Source organism: Paraliobacillus sediminis (genome assembly GCF_003426055.1).
In genome coordinates this window covers 286169-302659 of the sequence record NZ_QJSI01000001.1, presented here as the reverse complement: position 1 = coordinate 302659, position 16491 = coordinate 286169, and the positions used below count along the sequence as shown (strand labels likewise).

The following is a 16491-nucleotide window of genomic DNA, read 5'->3' as shown; positions in this document are numbered from 1 at the left end:
TAACAGAATATGTATACTACTATGTGTAATCTATCGGCCGATAGAAAAACATCATGAGCTTTTCTTAACATACCTACCCATCAAAAATTCACTAAACTGAAGGAGATGTACGGAATGAAAAGAAAGGTCTATTTATTATTAGCTTTAAGTCTATTTATCGGTATATTTATGATAGCGGATTCAGTGCACGCAGCTAGCTATGACGCAAGTAAATCCTATAAGATTGTTAACAAATCTAGTGGAAAAGCACTTGAAGTATATGACTGGTCTACAGCAGATGGGGGAAATATTGTACAGTATAATGATTGGGGCGGTCTGAGTCAACAATGGAAAATTATTAATATTGGCGATGGTTACGATAAAATTGTAAACGCATTCAGTATTAAGGCGATGGAAGTCCAAGATTGGTCGACTGCGGACGGTGCTAATATTGCACAGTGGTCTGACTGGAATGGCGATAGTCAACAATGGAATATCGTCGACATAGGCAATGGCTATGTCAAAATAATCAATAGGTTCAGTGGCAAAGCACTCGAAGTGTACGAGTGGTCCGGAGCTGATGGTGCGAATGTTGTGCAATGGGCAGATTTAGGTGGAGACAATCAACAATGGCGGATTACTGAAGTCACACCAGCTGAGACGATTACAGTAAATCAAACCATTGTCGTAGAAGAAGGAGAAACCTTTGATGGTTCCGGGAATAGATATGTAGCTAATCCAAATACAGTTGGAGATGGTAGCCAAGGTGAGGATCAAGATCCAGTATTTCGTTTAGAAGATGGCGCAACATTACGTAACGTTGTGTTAGGTGCTCCTGCAGCTGATGGTGTGCATACGTATGGAGATGCTCTAGTCCAAAATGTTGTCTGGGAGGATATTGGTGAAGACGCTTTAACAATTAAAGATCAAGGTAATGTTACGATTTTTGGTGGATCGGCTCAACACGGTGATGATAAGATGTTTCAAGTGAACGCACCTTCTACATTTAACATTATCAATTTTACCGCAAATGATGCTGGTAAAATGATAAGACAAAATGGTGGCACTACTTTCAAAACAAGTATTAATATTGAAGGCAGTGTCATTACCAATATGGATGAAGCTATTTTTAGAACAGATAGCAATACGAGTGAAGTTAATATGGTCAACACACGTTATTCAAATGTCGGGAATAAGTGGTATAACGTGCAAAACGTATCTGAAAATAATAATTTAGAATTTTAATTTTAAAGTTTAATCAATTTCATAATACCAATTTAGTAGCCACTGATATGGTAATTATGAAATTGACTCAGTTAGAAGAGGAATTGGATGAATGTTCTCCAATTCCTTTTTATTTCATCGATTCCACTTATCCACATACTATCCACATCAGCTAATTTAAGGGGATAAGGGAAAAATTATTGTAAAAAAACTGCGGATTAGTTTCAGTCATCCACAGGTTATTTACATATTTTTAATCTCTTTCATTTCATAATAGGCCATTAATGCACGTTCACGCGCTGCTTTATGATCAACGATGCGATCTGGATACGTTTGTCCCAGTTTTATCCCCAGCTGTGTTAATACTTTTTCTGGAGCGGTCCATGGGGAAAAGATATATTTATTTGGTAAATCAGCAATTTCCGGCACCCATTTTCGTACATAATCGCCATCTTTATCAAACTTTTCTCCTTGCAGAATAGGGTTAAACACTCGAAAATATGGAGAAGCATCATAACCTGATCCAGCAACCCATTGCCATCCCATCGTATTATTTGCAAGGTCATGGTCAACCAATGTATCACGGAACCATGCTGCGCCTTCTAGCCAATGAATAAGTAGATGTTTCACCAAAAATGATGCAGTAATCATACGAATTCGGTTATGCATCCATCCTGTTTCCCACAGCTCTCTCATACCTGCATCAATTAGTGGATAACCTGTCATCCCACTTTTCCACCGTTCTAACGCCTCTGTATTTTTCAACCAAGGGAACGCCCTAAACGCATCTTTTAACGGTTGGTTAATAACATGTGGATAACTAACTAATTGATGATAAGCAAAATCACGCCAAACAACTTGTCGTAAATAAGACTCGATTTGCTTATAACGATCACCTTCCCCTTCCTCATTACTAACCAGGTCTAACTTTTCTTTACTTTGATACCACATGCTACGCGTACTAATTTCACCCCATGCAAGATGTGGTGATAATTTTGAAACACCCTCTTTGGAGGGAATATCTCGCTGGTCATCATAGTGTTCAATTGCATCTTGTGAAAAATCTCGCCATTTCGTATATGCGCCCTTTTCCCCTGGATTCCAATATCTATTAAATTTATCTGACCAAGGATAGGCTGATAACAGACCTAGCTCGTCCAATTGTCCAACAGCAAAGTCAGAAGGGAGTTTAGAAGTTATATGCTTCGGTTTAGGAACTGGCTTTTCTACTACTTGCTGTCTAGCTTGTTTCCAAAATGGCGTGAATACTTTATAAACATTACCTTGTTTATTCCTTACTGTGCCAGGGGTAAATAGTAAGTTGGAATGAAAGGATTGCACATCTATTCCCTGTTTTGTGAGTAGATTACTAATTTGTTGATCGCGCTCACTTATTTGTGGTTCATAACGTTTCGTAAAATATAAAGCTGCTGCATTCGTTTCTTTTATTATCTGTTGTAACACTTCTTGACTTGATCCTTTTCTTAGGATCAGAGGAACATGATAGTTCTGTAATTCCTCTTGCAAAGCTTTTAGACTATGATGTAACCACCATAATTCAGCAGATCCCATCCCCATGTCTTCTTCATCCGGTGCATGTATGTAGACTAAAATCACATTATTTTCTTTAGTGGCTTCGTATAAGGCTAGATTATCTTGAAGCCGTAAATCTTTACGAAACCATACGATAACTGTTTTTTCTAGCATAACTATCTCCTCTTTTGGCGCATGTCATAGCTTTATTATAGTATCTATTCCCTAAAGCACAAACAACCAATCTTTATAACGCAAAAAATAAAGAGGGCTTCTATATTAGAACCCCTCTCCTTCTTTTAACAGACTTTTAGTAAATGCAATGTCATCCGTAAAATACCCATCTACACCATACAAATACATGTCTTTTTGTTGGTGCTTTTGTTTTTCTTTATCCGTAAAATAAACATGTACTTCCTTTCCTTGATCATGTAATACCTTTACTACATGTGATGTGATATCAGACGCTTCTATACCAATAAAGGAATATGTAACTTCACTTGCCTCCTCCAAATTAAATTTCCCTTTACTGAACAGGTACGTTAGCGGAACATCTGGAGCAATGCTTTTTATTTTTTCTAAACTAACTTTTGAAAAAGATTGAAGTGTGACTAACTTCTTTTCTATCAACTCATACTCATTTAATAATTCTAGCAAGTCCTTCTCCATCACGGCCTGACCGTTTACCAATCTAGTCTCAATGTAGTAATGTTCTGTATCTAAGAATGTTTGCAACACTTCTTCTAAGGTAGGCACTGCTTCTGTTAACGTTTCTTCTCCAAAAACTTCTACAGTTTCAACTGTTCTCAACTCGTTAAGTGTTAAATCTGATACGGCTCCTGAACCATTAGTCGTTCGGTCGATGGTTTGATCATGCATGACAACCAGTTCACCATCCTTTGTCATTCTTAAATCCATTTCCAAAGAGTCTACACCATTTTCTGAAGCGATCTTATAAGCAGTTATTGTACTCTCATTAAAGCGATCATTTGCTCCACGATGTGCAATGATTTTTGGTTTATCCGCTGTTAATGTAGCTGTTATAATCTCACTATCGACACCGCCTGTTAAACTATTTATAAACCCAAAAACAATAGCGGCCAGCAATATCTGTTTAGCCAAAAGGAATTGCCCGCTCATTCCGAAGCGTTAAAGCCAGTTCTGGAAAATCTGTAATGATCGCTTCTACTTCTAAGGTTAATAACCTTTTTATATCGTCTTGATCATTTGCAGTCCATGCCCTAATGGACGGCGAATTTCGTTTCCAATATACTTCATTTGCTAACAACACTGTTTTATTAATGTGTAGTGACTCTAAGTCCAAACTAGCTAGATAATCTTGCGGCTGTGTTATCGGTTGCTGCAACAACCAAGCAATTTCAGCACTTTGATCAAGTTGTTTGATCCGAATTAAGGTTGGTAAGTGAAACGAAGAATATACTACCTTCCTCTTGTTTCCGAATTCTTGAACCAAGTTAAGTACCTTCTCTTCAATACCATCATAATTTATTAGGTATGTTTTAAATTCAATATTTAATTCCGTTTCATAAGGGCCTAGTAACGCCAATACTTCTCGTAACGTCGGTATCTTTTCACTGTTCCAATCCGATCGATAATATTTATAGTGAGAAAATCCACTACCCGCACTGTATTGTTGCAATTGCTGAAGGCTAATGTCTTTTATATACCCTTCACCATTAGTCGTACGATCGATACGTTCATCATGAATAACAACCACCTCGTTATCTTTTGTTAAATGAACATCCAACTCAATACCATCAACCCCTTGTACGATCGCCTGTTCAAAACTAAGCAACGTATTTTCGGGATAGTCACCTTTACTTCCTCTATGACCATATATTTTTGTTTTTGACATCAAATCACATCCTTTAAGTTATTAAGTAAATATGGGATAAAAACAGCGTGCTGCTTTTATCCCATAAATGACCTATTACTACTCGCCTCTAGCTTTATTAGCCTGTTCAATTGCTGCATTCAATTGCTCAACAGCTGTATTGTATGTCTCATCAACATCTCCACCGTTATATACCGTTTCGAGTGCTGTTTCTGTAATACGACGTGCTTCTGGTATCATGTCCATTAATGCGCCTTCTGTTGCAGCTGACGGCTTAGTTGCCTGCAGCTGTTCTACAGTTACTTTTAACTGCGGCATTTCTGCATAAGCATCTTGTACAACTTGCTCATCATACGCTGCAGGATTAATAGCAAAATACCCTGTACCTACATGCCATTCCGCTTGAATTTCAGGTGTTTGTAAGTACTTCATAAATTCCCAAGCTGCTAATTGTTCCTCTTCTGGCTTTTCGTTCATCATCCAAAGACTCGCACCACCAATGACAACACCTTCCCGTTCTGTTTCTTCAGGATACGGAATAAATGCTACACCTACTTCAAATGGTGCGTTATCAATAACGTCTCTTGCACTTGATGATGACTGCATAAACATCGCAACGTCTTCCGCTAAAAATCCAGCAACCATATTATCACCATTTGTTCCATAATTCGCGAAGGTATCAGCTGCGATCATATTATCGACCCAATTAAAAACTGATTTTCCTTGTTCATCCGTAAAACCAATTTCTGTTGGTGTATCGCTACGACCGTTGTCATTGTTCATTAATAAAGCACCTTGGTTCGCTAATAGCTGCTCATATAACCAACCATACGCCTGTAGAGCAAAACCTTTCATTTCAGGATTGGATTCAACAATTGCTTTACTAACAGTTTCCACTTCTTCATATGTTTCAGGCGGAGTCTCTGAATCTAATCCAGCCGCTTCGAATGCGTCCTTGTTATAATACATAACAGGTGTTGATGAATTAAAAGGCATTGAATAGAACTGATCATCTATTTTATAATAATTAATGATATTCTCTTCAAGGCCACTCATATCATAGTCATCCTGATCTACATAAGTCTGAATTGGTTCCACACTGCCACTATTTATCATTGATTTTGTTCCAATTTCAAAGACTTGCATCATATTTGGTGCACTATCTGTTCCTGCTACACTGTGAAACTTTGTTAATGCTTCATCATATGTACCTTGATATTCCGCATTAACTACTACCTCATCCTGAGAAGAATTGTAGTCTGCTACAATTTTATCAAGCGCCTCTTGTGCCGCGCCACCCATCGCGTGCCAAAAAGTTACAGTAGTTGGTGCTGTATCTGATTCCGTGCTTGTGTCCGTTTCGTCAGTTGTTCCTGTTTCATCTGCTTCTGTTTCTTCTCCTGTATTTGCATCCGTTGAATTACAAGCCGCCATAATTAAAATCAAACCGATTAATAGTAAACCCATTACTAATTTTCTCATTCTTTGACACTCCCTTATCACATTTTTTTTTATAGAAGACACTTTATCTCAATCAGGCATTTCGCCCGAATGTTTTACTTCAAGGCACCTTCTGCCAACCCTTTTTGTAATTTCTTTTGACCTAGGAACAAAAGGATTAAAGTTGGAATGACCACTATAATTGATCCAGCCATAATAATTCCCCACTCATTTAGCTGTTCTTGTGATTGCAGCTGACGCAAGCCAATTTGTACTGTACGAAAATCATCATTAGTCGTTGCAAGTAATGGCCATAAATACATATTCCACGACGTTAAAAAGCCATATACTCCTAACGTGACAAGACTCGTTCGTGCCACTGGCAAGACAACAGTCAAAAAGAATTTAAAATCACCCATACCAGCAATTTCACTTGCCTCTTTTAATTCTTTGGGAATCTGTTTGAAATTTTGTCTTAATAAAAATGTTCCAAAAGCCATCGCGAAAAAGGGAATAGCAAGCCCTTGATAGCTATCAATCCAACCAAGGTCACGAATAGTGTGAAAATTCGGAATAATCGAAGCTTCAAAAGGAACCATCATTGTTGCAATAAAAACGAAAAACAAGACGTCCCTTCCTTTAAACTTTAAAAACACAAATGCATAGGCGGCTAAACTAGACAATATAAGTTGACCTACCATAATTAAAATAGATACAACAAAGCTATTTAATAAAAATTTGAACAAGTCAAACCGTTCAAATACTTGTACATAGTTATCAAAGGTTAAGGAGCTCGGGATGATTTTTCCCGTCATGATTTCCTGACTTGACATAAAACTCATTAATAAAGCGATAAGTGTTGGTGCAAATATCAATACCGACGATATGATCAATAAAAAGTAGAAAATTATCTTTTTTTGAATTGGTAAGATCATTGATAATGCACCTTCCTTTCACCAAGTTTAAATTGGACTAAGGTCAAGACCAATATGATGACAAACAAGATAACTGCTTGTGCACTTGCAGGACCAAATTGATAATTCATAAATGCCTCTTGGTAAATCGAATAGACAATTAAATTTGTTTCATTTTGTGGTCCGCCTCGTGTCAGCATGTCGATTTGTCCAAATGTCTGAAAAGCATTGATCATTGTGACCGTAATAACAAAGAACAAAGTCGGTGATAACATCGGAATTGTAATTCTTCGCAGCTTGTAAAAATAACCCGCCCCATCAATATCTGCACTTTCATATAAATATGTATCAATAGACTGAAGCCCGCCCAACAATATTAAAAAGGTAAAGCCTATATTCATCCATATCGTTGTAATGGATACAGAAAAGAGTGCCCAATTAGGATCTGTTAGCCAACCAATAGATTCTAATCCAATAACTTCTAATAATTGGTTTAACCAACCAATCGTCGGATGAAATAAAAACATCCAGAAAACCGATGCAGCAGCTACGGATATCCCCATTGTTGACGAAAACATTGTTCTAAATATGCCAACTCCTCTTAATTTCTCATTAGCAATGAGCGCCAAAAACAGGCTGATTATAATAGCACCTGGCACTGTATACAAAACAAATATAAAAGTTGACGTTAAACTCTTCATAAAAATTGGGGACGAGAAAATATTCGCATAATTATCAATACCAACAAAGACTGTCGTCACCCCACTATTATCTGTTAAGAAAAAGCTTAAATATATTGTTCGAATTAGTGGGTAAAACAAGAAAACACTGAACAGTACAATAGAAGGTAATAAGAACAAGATTCCTTTAATGAAATTGACTCTACGTTGTTTCTTTCTTTCCTTTTCAAAATCTATTGTACGACCGACTTGGGATTCAATCGCAATTTCACTCATATAACAACAACCTCTTGTCCTTTGTTAATTGTTGCAGATTTGATAAGTAATCCTGTATCAGTATCAAAGAAACTTAGATTTTTTGATGAAATATGTACAGGAACCTTATCACCAACGTTCACCATCCATTGGCCAAGCCATTTAGCAGTCCAAAGTTCTGGGCCGATCTCAAACGTTAGCAACGTTTCATTCCCTAACTGTTCTACATTGATTACTTCAAGCTGATGCGTACTGTTTTGCTGATCCCCTTGTAAAATATGTTCTGCTCTAATTCCAATCGTCATGTTTTTACTTTGTGGAATCTCATCGAAATCCGCATCAGTCACCGGTATCCGCATACCACCTTCTACTACTATCTGTTGATCCAAAAGGTGTGCTTTTCCCATATTCATTTTTGGTGATCCGATAAAGGACGCAACAAACAGATTGGCTGGCTCATTATAGAGCGTAATAGGTTTACCAACTTGTTGAATTTCACCGTCATTTAACACCATGATTCGATCACCCATTGTCATTGCTTCAACTTGATCATGTGTTACATATACCATTGTTAAGCCAAGACGCTTTTGCAATCGACGAATTTCAATCCGCATGTGTGCGCGTAATTTCGCATCTAGATTAGATAATGGCTCATCCATTAAACATAATGGTGATTCACTTACAACGGACCTTGCCAAAGCTACCCTTTGTCGTTGTCCACCCGATAATTGTTTCGGCTTTCTTTTTAACAATTCTGTTAAACCCATCATTTCAGCTGTATCTTTTAGTCTTCTTTTCTGCTCTTCTTTTGCTACTTTCTTAGCGTTTAATCCAAATAAAATATTCTGTTCTACACTTAGGTGTGGGTACAGTGCATAATTTTGAAAAACCATCGAGAGATTTCGATCCTTAGGCGGGAGATGATTAACCGTTTTATCCATTATTTTTAAGGTCCCACTTGTAATTTCTTCAAGTCCTGCAATCATTCGGAGTAATGTGCTTTTTCCAGATCCTGAGGGGCCTACCAGTACGAAGAATTCTCCTTCCTCAATGGAAATATCTATTTCATTTAGTACATCCCTTTGCTTCTCATATGACTTGGATGCCTTAATTAATTCAACCTGTTTCACAAACATGACCCTCCTTGATTCATTTGATTTTATTTAAACATAAATTCTTAGCTGAAAATCTTTAGTTACCAAATGTTTACAGACACTTAACGCTATGCATATATACTTTAAATTCCGTTTACAAATAATGATTCTATTAACCTATAAATCTTACTTTTGAACAAAAAAAGAAGTTATCCGCATAATACTGCAGATAACTTCTTTTCAGATAACGCTATTTCTATTATAATTTCTGTCCACAACTCGCACAGAAACTTTCGTATATCTTCTATTACGTTATGAAACTGTTCTTGTCGGCAATGGCTTTGTTGGAAATGGATGATCAAACGTATTTCTAACATATTGATAGATTGTTTGTTCAAGAGAAACGCCAGCCTTTTGTAAGCCTTGATTACCGAATAAAATATTGAATTCCAGAATATAAAACTTACCTTCACTGATCATAACATCAAATCCAGCATGATTAATATTTAACTCCCGCGCTACTCGGAGCACAAGTTCACTAGCTTCTGGTGGGACAAAATCATAACAAAGCTTTCCACCTTGCGCTAGATTATGAAGAAATTCTCCTTCCATCCCCACACGCCAATAAGAGGCGAAAACTTCATCACCAATAACACAGATCCGCATGTCTTTCCCATCATTCTCAAGATGTTCTTGCACGTAAAGCACATCATTTTTCTTCGCATACTCCATGAATTGCTGTTCACTTTCAATTAGAAAAGTTCCTCTGCCCATTGAATTCCGGATTTCTTTTGCAACAAAAGGAAAGGGAAATGTATCTAAAATCATCGCGATATTCGTTGGCGTACTTGCCAAAATCTCTGTATAAGGCACATTTTCTGGTGCAACGGCCCAAAGAGCTCGTGTCATTTCTGTTTTACTAAAACCTAGCTGCATTGATTCAATACTTGGAAATATCTTTTTCTTCCAACCATAAACAAGAGCTGGGACTTGCCATGTTTCTGGGAAAAGGATAATGTCAGCTTTCCTAATCGCATCTATTTCTTTAAACATAAGATCTGGTTTTATATAATGCACGCCTGGCATGCCAATTGTGCGAAAAGCATTAAAAGATACGATTTTCATGTTGCTATTCTCACACTCCATCTGACTAGAATCAGATTTAGCATAGCACCTATTTTCAAATTAGCAAGCGTTATTTTTATTCAATTTGTTGTTTTTTTAAAAAGACATGTAAACCAACAAAAACAAGTATAGTTGTAATGAAAGAGACAAGTATAATCAATGGATCTGAAATCCATTTCACCCAAATAAATGCCAACAGAATGATTCCATCAAATATAAAAGCACTAATCACAATATACGGATTTGCACCAACCTTTTCTCTTAAATGTTTAAACACGCCCCAATGAATAATCATATCCATAATCAGATAAAGAATAGCACCCATGGAAGCTATTCGACTTAAATCAAAGAATATAGTTAGTACCATTGCAATTACAATCGTATACACAAGGGTATGCTTTTGTATTCCACCAGACATCCCAAAATGTTTATGTGGGATTAGCTCCATATTCGTAAGCATAGCCAACATGCGAGACACCGCGAATACACTAGCAATAATTCCAGTTATCGTTGCAATAATTGCAATGACAACGGTAAACCAAACACCGATATCACCGAATGCTGGACGTGCCGCTTCTGCTAAAGCATAATCTTGCGCATTAATAATCTCAGTTATTGATAAATTACTAGATACCGCCCATGCTAAAACTAAGTAAACAAATAAACTAATTAGAATTGAAATAACAATCGCTCGCCCTACATTTTTCTTTGGCTTCGTAATTTCAGAGCCACTATTTGTTATCGTGGTAAAGCCCTTAAAAGCTAAAATTGTAAGCGCAACTGCTGCAATATAGTTTACCATTCCTGGACTCGGCGGATTATCACCCAGTTCTGCTGGCTCGATTGCAAAGTTAGCTACCCAAAGTCCAGCGATCGCAAAAATAAGCAAACCAATAATCTTTATTAATGATGCAGAAGATGTAAATGTTTGAATAAAACTATTTCCTGAAATGTTGACAATGAAAGCAAGGATTAGCAAACCAACACCTAGTACTGGTACAAGGATACTGGAAGAATCCACTTCAAATAATTGTAACGTGTACGCACCAAATGTACGTGCTACCAAACTTTGATTGATCACCATCGACAAAGCCATCAGCATTGCAGCTGCAGCAGTAACCGTTCCTTTTCCATAAGCTTTGACTAAATACATCCCAATCCCGCCAGCAGATGGATACTGCTGACTCATTTTCGTATAAGAATATGCACTAAATCCAGTCACGATACCACCAATAATGAATATAATGGGGAACCAAACTCCAGACATCGCGGCTACTTGTCCAAGTAACGCGAAAATACCGGCGCTAATCATAACACCAGTACCTAATCCAACAGCTCCACTTAATGTAATGCTATTCTCTTTATATTCTGACATATAACATAACAACTCCTATAAATTCCTTGATAGTTATGTTATTACCTGTTTTATCAAAAAACAAACACGCGCTTTATTTCCATACTTTTTCATACTTCTTTTGATACTTTACATCTTGTTCTATCGCAATCAACACGAATGCAAGTTGTTTAACGTTTTCATCCGCTTGTTCTTGGTAAATTTGATGCATTGCTTGGATAATATCATACCGGATTAACGTGTGGTTTTTTTCCTTTTCACAATTGCGGAATCGGTCGTCAAAGTGTTTAAGTACCAGAGACTTTTGCTTATCTCCTACAAGTGCAATTTTCCAAATAGCTTGTAATGTGTGTCTTGCGGTCACAAACTTAACATCCTTTGTGACTGACCAAATAGCTGAGAAATCAGTTAGTATCCTTTCTTCCGAATCACTCTTTGCTAAATTACACAGTAGTTGCGCTGCAATAGTTCTACGATGATTATTCGTATCCGTTAGATATTCAAGCAACTCATCCCAAACTTGATAAGCCCAATCAACTTTTTCATTTGTCAATTGAAGCAGTATTTTATAAGCCTCGTATCGTTCCTCCGTATCATCTGATCCTATCTTTTCAAAATTATTCATCATATTTCCGCCCCTTTTTCATCAACAGTATAATAAAATGGCTTCACACCATTTAATAAAACCCTATTAAATGGTGTGAAGCCTTAATGACCTATAGATTTTCAATAAACAATCTGATAACGTCTGTTCCGCCAATAATCGTACCCACTGTACTTCCTAAATTGGCAAGCACGACAATTAGTAATACACGTGTTACTTTATTACGCCAAAAACCTTTCACACTAAAAACATCTTCTGTTAAACTTTCAAAATCCGAGACTTGTGGTCGTTTTACAAAAGCTTGTACGAATCCAGCGAACCAACCGGCTGCTATTAATGGATTTAGTGACGTTATTGGTGCTGCGACAAAGGCCGTGATAACCGCCAATGGATGCCCTAAACCTATTATAACTCCAAGAGCTGAAAATCCACCATTCCATAACAACCAACTTAAAATTTGCTGTTGACCTGCTGCTGGATTTGCAATAAATGTATAGGCGATTAGCGCAATGATTAACACGGGTATAGTCCACCCAATGATTTTAGGGATTTTTGACTTTGGCGGAATCTGATTTAACGCCTTTAAATCGTGTTCTTTCTTAATTTCTTCCTTAATTCCAGGTATATGTGCTGCACCTAAAACGGCAACTATCTTATTTCCTGGAGCATTCTTGATTTTTTGTGCTAAATACTGATCTCGTTCATCAATTAAAGGCTTTTTTAGTTTAGGGAAAGATTCCGTGAACTCACTTAGCACTGCATTAATCGAGTCTTGACTCTTCATCTTCTCTAAGTCTTCCTCAGTGATTGATTCTTTACTAAAAATACCCGCAACAACCTGGGTTAAAAGCATCATCTTCCCTTTAAAACCAACACCAGACCAAATACGAGCGAACGTAATTTGAATATTACGATCCGCTAATACTAACTTCGCTCCTGTTTCTTTAGCAGATTCAATACCCTGAATCATTTCTTGACCTGCTTCTATACCAAATTGTTTTGCCATTCTTTTTTGGAAAGAGGAAATAGCAAGATTCATTAATAAGAGTGATGCTTTCTTCTCTTTAATAACCTTAAAAATGTCCATTTCCTTCCACTTATTTCCGTCCATAATTGATTGATAACGCTGTTTATCTAATTCAATACAAACAGCATCTGGCTGTTCAGCAGCTATTACTTCTTTTACTTGCTCCGCACTATTTTTAGATACATGAGCCGTTCCAATCAAAATAAATTCTTTACCATCTTGTTCAATTCGTGTAATATTCTCTTCTGCCATGAATTAACCTGCCTTTTACTCAAACTTTTTATATGCAATGTATTATCTTATTTTTAAAATATGTATCTCCGTTATTTTATCATAAAGTTTTAATATTAGCAGAATAATATCACGAGTCTAAAAAGGCACCTGTCTTATAACAAGACAGATGCCTCTTTATTATTTATTACCTCAATCGATTAATTATAAAGTGTTTTCGTTATTATAAATCAAACACTTCATCTAAATGTTTATCTAGTTTTTGCAGGTATCCCTTTATATCAGGTGTTTTAACTTTGTGCACAGAAAAAGTTTTTAATTGCGTCATCCCAACGAATTCCTGTGTTTTATGAAGCGGTAGTAAAACATCATCAATAGCTTTTCCATCAAAGAACGCCGATTCATTTAAAAATGCTTCTTCCGGTGCACCCCATGTTGTAGAGAACATATATTGTTTATCCGTCAACAATCCTCCACGGCCATAACCTTTTCCGCCAGTAAAAAAGAGATCTCGCTTATAGATCTGTTCGAAATATGTTTTGAATTTGCCTGGTACACTAAACCAATAAATTGGTGTTTGGAAAATAATAATATCTGCCCATATGAACTTTCTCTGTTCCTCTGTTACTTCATAGCCCTGATCGACAATTGTTGTATCTATTTGATATACCGTTTCTAATTTTTTAGTTATTGCTTGAAAGACAGTATGATTTAGATCACCTTTACTATGTGGATACTTCTGATGACCGTTGATGATTAATATATGTTTCACTACATTCTCATCCCCTAACATTTATGCGAACTTTTAGTTAGTATATGTTCCAACTTTGTAATTTAGTACCCTTCTTTCTCAACTTTCTCATCATTAATACATGCTAATCGTTGGCTATTTTATGTTTGGCGTATAGCTGATAATACTTAGTATGTACATAAACAGATACTAACTTTTTATAGAGAATATTCAAAAAAATCACAAAACCTACTAGACACATCAGATATGTATGGTATACTTCTATTTAACATTAATCATTTATACAGAGTGGACGAAAGATCTGGCTTAACGACTCCACGGCAACCTGCACAGCAAGGTGCCCCTACCAGCAAAGCATATGCTTTGGATGATGAAGTAATTCGCGGTTTAACACCCACTTTCATCGTCAGTTGAAAGTGGGTGTTATTTTTAAATAAAACTATATAACTCTTATCCAGAGTGGTAGAGGGACTGGCCCGATGATACCCAGCAACCATTAAGTTATTTCTTAAAAGGTGCTAATTCCAGCAGATTTATTCTGATAGATAAGAAGAGCATGCAATGTAATTCCGCCCTCTTCTTAAAGAAGAAGGCTTTTTTTATACACCATTACAGGAGGTTTTTACAATGACAAAAGAAAAAAACACAACGTATGACATCGAGACTTTAGCGTTACACGGTGGGCAAGCTCCTGATCCAACAACAGGTTCACGTGCAGTACCAATCTATCAAACTACGTCTTATGTATTTCACGACTCCGAACATGCCGAGCGATTATTTTCGCTAGATGAACCAGGTAACATTTATTCTAGAATTGGTAACCCAACTGTTGAAGTATTCGAAAAACGATTAGCTCTATTAGAAGACGGTGTTGCAGCAGTTGCAACGTCATCAGGTATGTCTGCGATTACGTTGTCTATTTTAAATGTAGCCAGTGCGGGAGATGAAATCGTAGCAGCGATTAACTTATACGGAGGGACATACAATCTTTTTGCGATTACATTACCTCGGTATGGTATCAATGTGAAGTTTGTTGATCCAAGTAATCCAAATAATTTTAAAGAAGCAATTACAGATAAAACAAAAGCAGTTTTTGGTGAAATTATTGGAAACCCAAACTTACAAGTTTTAGATGTTGAGAAAGTTGCCGAAATTTCTCATCAGGCTGGCGTACCTTTGATTATTGATAATACTTTTGCCACTCCTTATGTGTGTAAACCTATTTTGCTTGGTGCTGATATTGTCGTACATTCCGCTACAAAATGGATTGGCGGACATGGTACTACAATCGGCGGCATTATCATTGATGGTGGTCGATTTAACTGGAACTCAGAAAAATTCCCAACTTTCACAGAGCCTGATCCAAGCTATAACGGCATTCGCTATGCAACAGATTTTGGAACGTTAGCATTTAGTACAAAAGTTCGCGTTCAATTGTTACGTGATTTTGGTGCATCATTGAGCCCATATAATGCTTTTCAACTTATCCAAGGATTAGAAACCTTACATTTACGTGTCCAGCGTCATAATGAAAATGCAATTAATTTAGCAACGTATTTAGCGAAACATCCGGCAGTTGACTGGGTTGATTATCCCGGGCTTGAAAATCACAGTTCACACGCATTAGCAAAGGAAATTCTAAACAATGGTTTCGGTTCAATTATTGTATTTGGTATTAAAGGTGGTCGAGATGCAGGAAGAAAGTTAATTGATAATGTCTCGCTTTGGTCACATGTAGCCAATGTTGGAGATGCTAAATCATTAATCATTCACCCAGCTTCGACAACACATCAACAATTATCAAAAGAGAAGTTAATTGAAACAGGCGTTAAAGAAGAATTGGTAAGACTGTCTGTAGGTCTTGAATCGCTTGATGATATTATTCACGATTTAAATCAAGCATTAGTTAAAGCAACAGGTATTGGTGAAGGCGAAACAAATGACATTGTTATCAATGATGAAGGGGTAATTAAATGGGCGTTAAATTCACCTTATGAACGATTTGAAATAGATGGCGTTGAAAAGACAAGACCAAAAACGATTGCAGTTGTTGGGTTAAGCGGTAAAGAAGCAAGACCAAGTTACCGTCTAGCAAGAAAAATGCAACGTTTAGGTTATAAGATCATTCCAGTTAACCCACGAGAAACAGAAATACTAGGGGAAAAAGCGTATCCAGATCTAAAGAGTATTCCTGAAGCAATTGACATTGTTCAAGTATTTAGAAGTCCAGAAGCAGCAATCGGAGTTGCAAAAGAAGCAGTTGAAGTAAAACCAAAAGTTTTTTGGCTACAAGAAGGTGTCGTTTCACCAGAAGCAGCTGAAATTGCAAGTGAAGCAGGATTAGAAGTAATTCATAACAGATGTACCTATAAAGAAGCACAACGTTTACGCGGATCAATCTCAACATATGCATGTGAAATCTAAA

General features: G+C 36.9%; 14 protein-coding genes and 2 riboswitches. Of the genes, 2 read left to right on the top strand and 12 right to left on the bottom strand.

What is annotated here, in order from left to right:
- Window positions 1–105: 105 nt before the first annotated feature.
- Window positions 106–1224 carry a pectate lyase gene (locus D2K60_RS21065; protein ID WP_338048324.1) on the top strand — a complete coding sequence of 373 codons (1119 nt, stop codon included), beginning with the start codon at window positions 106–108 and terminating at the stop codon, window positions 1222–1224.
- Between the two features lie 222 nt (window positions 1225–1446).
- Here D2K60_RS21065 and D2K60_RS01330 read toward each other — a convergent pair whose 3' ends face one another.
- From D2K60_RS01330 to D2K60_RS01275, 12 genes are all read right to left on the bottom strand, one after another.
- On the bottom strand, window positions 1447–2910 hold the full coding sequence (locus D2K60_RS01330; RefSeq protein ID WP_117168199.1) for a cryptochrome/photolyase family protein: 1464 nt from the start codon (window positions 2908–2910) through the stop codon (window positions 1447–1449).
- A gap of 105 nt (window positions 2911–3015) precedes the next feature.
- Complete coding sequence (locus tag D2K60_RS01325; RefSeq protein ID WP_162880665.1) at window positions 3016–3858, bottom strand: glycerophosphodiester phosphodiesterase; 843 nt, start codon at window positions 3856–3858, stop codon at window positions 3016–3018.
- Entirely contained in the window at window positions 3851–4612 is a 762-nt protein-coding gene (locus D2K60_RS01320; RefSeq protein WP_117168197.1) for a glycerophosphodiester phosphodiesterase, read from the bottom strand. The genes D2K60_RS01325 and D2K60_RS01320 overlap by 8 nt, the downstream gene beginning before the upstream one ends.
- A gap of 78 nt (window positions 4613–4690) precedes the next feature.
- Window positions 4691–6073: an ABC transporter substrate-binding protein gene (locus tag D2K60_RS01315; protein ID WP_117168196.1), complete on the bottom strand. Its 1383-nt coding sequence runs from the start codon at window positions 6071–6073 to the stop codon at window positions 4691–4693.
- Between the two features lie 74 nt (window positions 6074–6147).
- Window positions 6148–6966 carry a carbohydrate ABC transporter permease gene (locus D2K60_RS01310; protein WP_117168195.1) on the bottom strand — a complete coding sequence of 273 codons (819 nt, stop codon included), beginning with the start codon at window positions 6964–6966 and terminating at the stop codon, window positions 6148–6150.
- On the bottom strand, window positions 6963–7901 hold the full coding sequence (locus D2K60_RS01305; RefSeq protein WP_117168194.1) for a carbohydrate ABC transporter permease: 939 nt from the start codon (window positions 7899–7901) through the stop codon (window positions 6963–6965). Before D2K60_RS01305 ends, D2K60_RS01310 begins: the two co-directional genes overlap by 4 nt.
- Entirely contained in the window at window positions 7898–9010 is a 1113-nt protein-coding gene (locus D2K60_RS01300; protein ID WP_117168193.1) for an ABC transporter ATP-binding protein, read from the bottom strand. The genes D2K60_RS01305 and D2K60_RS01300 overlap by 4 nt, the downstream gene beginning before the upstream one ends.
- A gap of 276 nt (window positions 9011–9286) precedes the next feature.
- Window positions 9287–10099, bottom strand: a complete 813-nt coding sequence (locus tag D2K60_RS01295; protein ID WP_117168192.1) for an ATP-grasp domain-containing protein — start codon at window positions 10097–10099, stop codon at window positions 9287–9289.
- Between the two features lie 76 nt (window positions 10100–10175).
- Complete coding sequence (locus tag D2K60_RS01290; RefSeq protein WP_117168191.1) at window positions 10176–11474, bottom strand: APC family permease; 1299 nt, start codon at window positions 11472–11474, stop codon at window positions 10176–10178.
- Between the two features lie 73 nt (window positions 11475–11547).
- A complete protein-coding gene (locus tag D2K60_RS01285; RefSeq protein WP_240335209.1) occupies window positions 11548–12078 on the bottom strand; it encodes a hypothetical protein in 531 nt (176 codons plus the stop codon).
- A 91-nt stretch (window positions 12079–12169) separates the two neighbouring features.
- Window positions 12170–13336, bottom strand: a complete 1167-nt coding sequence (locus D2K60_RS01280) for a TraB/GumN family protein (RefSeq protein ID WP_117168189.1) — start codon at window positions 13334–13336, stop codon at window positions 12170–12172.
- Window positions 13337–13538: 202 nt separating this feature from the next.
- Window positions 13539–14087 (bottom strand): NAD(P)H-dependent oxidoreductase, encoded by a 549-nt coding sequence (locus D2K60_RS01275; RefSeq protein ID WP_117168188.1) that lies wholly within the window; start codon window positions 14085–14087, stop codon window positions 13539–13541.
- A gap of 255 nt (window positions 14088–14342) precedes the next feature.
- A riboswitch (SAM riboswitch) is annotated at window positions 14343–14443 on the top strand.
- A gap of 70 nt (window positions 14444–14513) precedes the next feature.
- Window positions 14514–14618: riboswitch (SAM riboswitch) on the top strand.
- A 75-nt stretch (window positions 14619–14693) separates the two neighbouring features.
- On the opposite strand from D2K60_RS01275, the gene D2K60_RS01270 reads away from it, so the two are divergent.
- Window positions 14694–16490, top strand: a complete 1797-nt coding sequence (locus tag D2K60_RS01270) for a PLP-dependent aspartate aminotransferase family protein (RefSeq protein ID WP_117168187.1) — start codon at window positions 14694–14696, stop codon at window positions 16488–16490.
- Window position 16491: the final 1 nt, after the last annotated feature.

What these genes read in the sequence shown, in the direction of transcription:
- D2K60_RS01320 (WP_117168197.1), bottom strand. Translation starts at nt 4,612, where the DNA reads ATGTCAAAAACAAAAATATATGGTCATAGAGGAAGTAAAGGTGACTAT.
- D2K60_RS01290 (WP_117168191.1), bottom strand. Translation starts at nt 11,474, where the DNA reads ATGTCAGAATATAAAGAGAATAGCATTACATTAAGTGGAGCTGTTGGA.
- D2K60_RS01280 (WP_117168189.1), bottom strand. Translation starts at nt 13,336, where the DNA reads ATGGCAGAAGAGAATATTACACGAATTGAACAAGATGGTAAAGAATTT.
- D2K60_RS21065 (WP_338048324.1), top strand. Translation starts at nt 106, where the DNA reads ATGTACGGAATGAAAAGAAAGGTCTATTTATTATTAGCTTTAAGTCTA.
- D2K60_RS01295 (WP_117168192.1), bottom strand. Translation starts at nt 10,099, where the DNA reads ATGAAAATCGTATCTTTTAATGCTTTTCGCACAATTGGCATGCCAGGC.
- D2K60_RS01310 (WP_117168195.1), bottom strand. Translation starts at nt 6,966, where the DNA reads ATGATCTTACCAATTCAAAAAAAGATAATTTTCTACTTTTTATTGATC.
- D2K60_RS01305 (WP_117168194.1), bottom strand. Translation starts at nt 7,901, where the DNA reads ATGAGTGAAATTGCGATTGAATCCCAAGTCGGTCGTACAATAGATTTT.
- D2K60_RS01330 (WP_117168199.1), bottom strand. Translation starts at nt 2,910, where the DNA reads ATGCTAGAAAAAACAGTTATCGTATGGTTTCGTAAAGATTTACGGCTT.
- D2K60_RS01285 (WP_240335209.1), bottom strand. Translation starts at nt 12,078, where the DNA reads ATGAATAATTTTGAAAAGATAGGATCAGATGATACGGAGGAACGATAC.
- D2K60_RS01270 (WP_117168187.1), top strand. Translation starts at nt 14,694, where the DNA reads ATGACAAAAGAAAAAAACACAACGTATGACATCGAGACTTTAGCGTTA.
- D2K60_RS01315 (WP_117168196.1), bottom strand. Translation starts at nt 6,073, where the DNA reads ATGAGAAAATTAGTAATGGGTTTACTATTAATCGGTTTGATTTTAATT.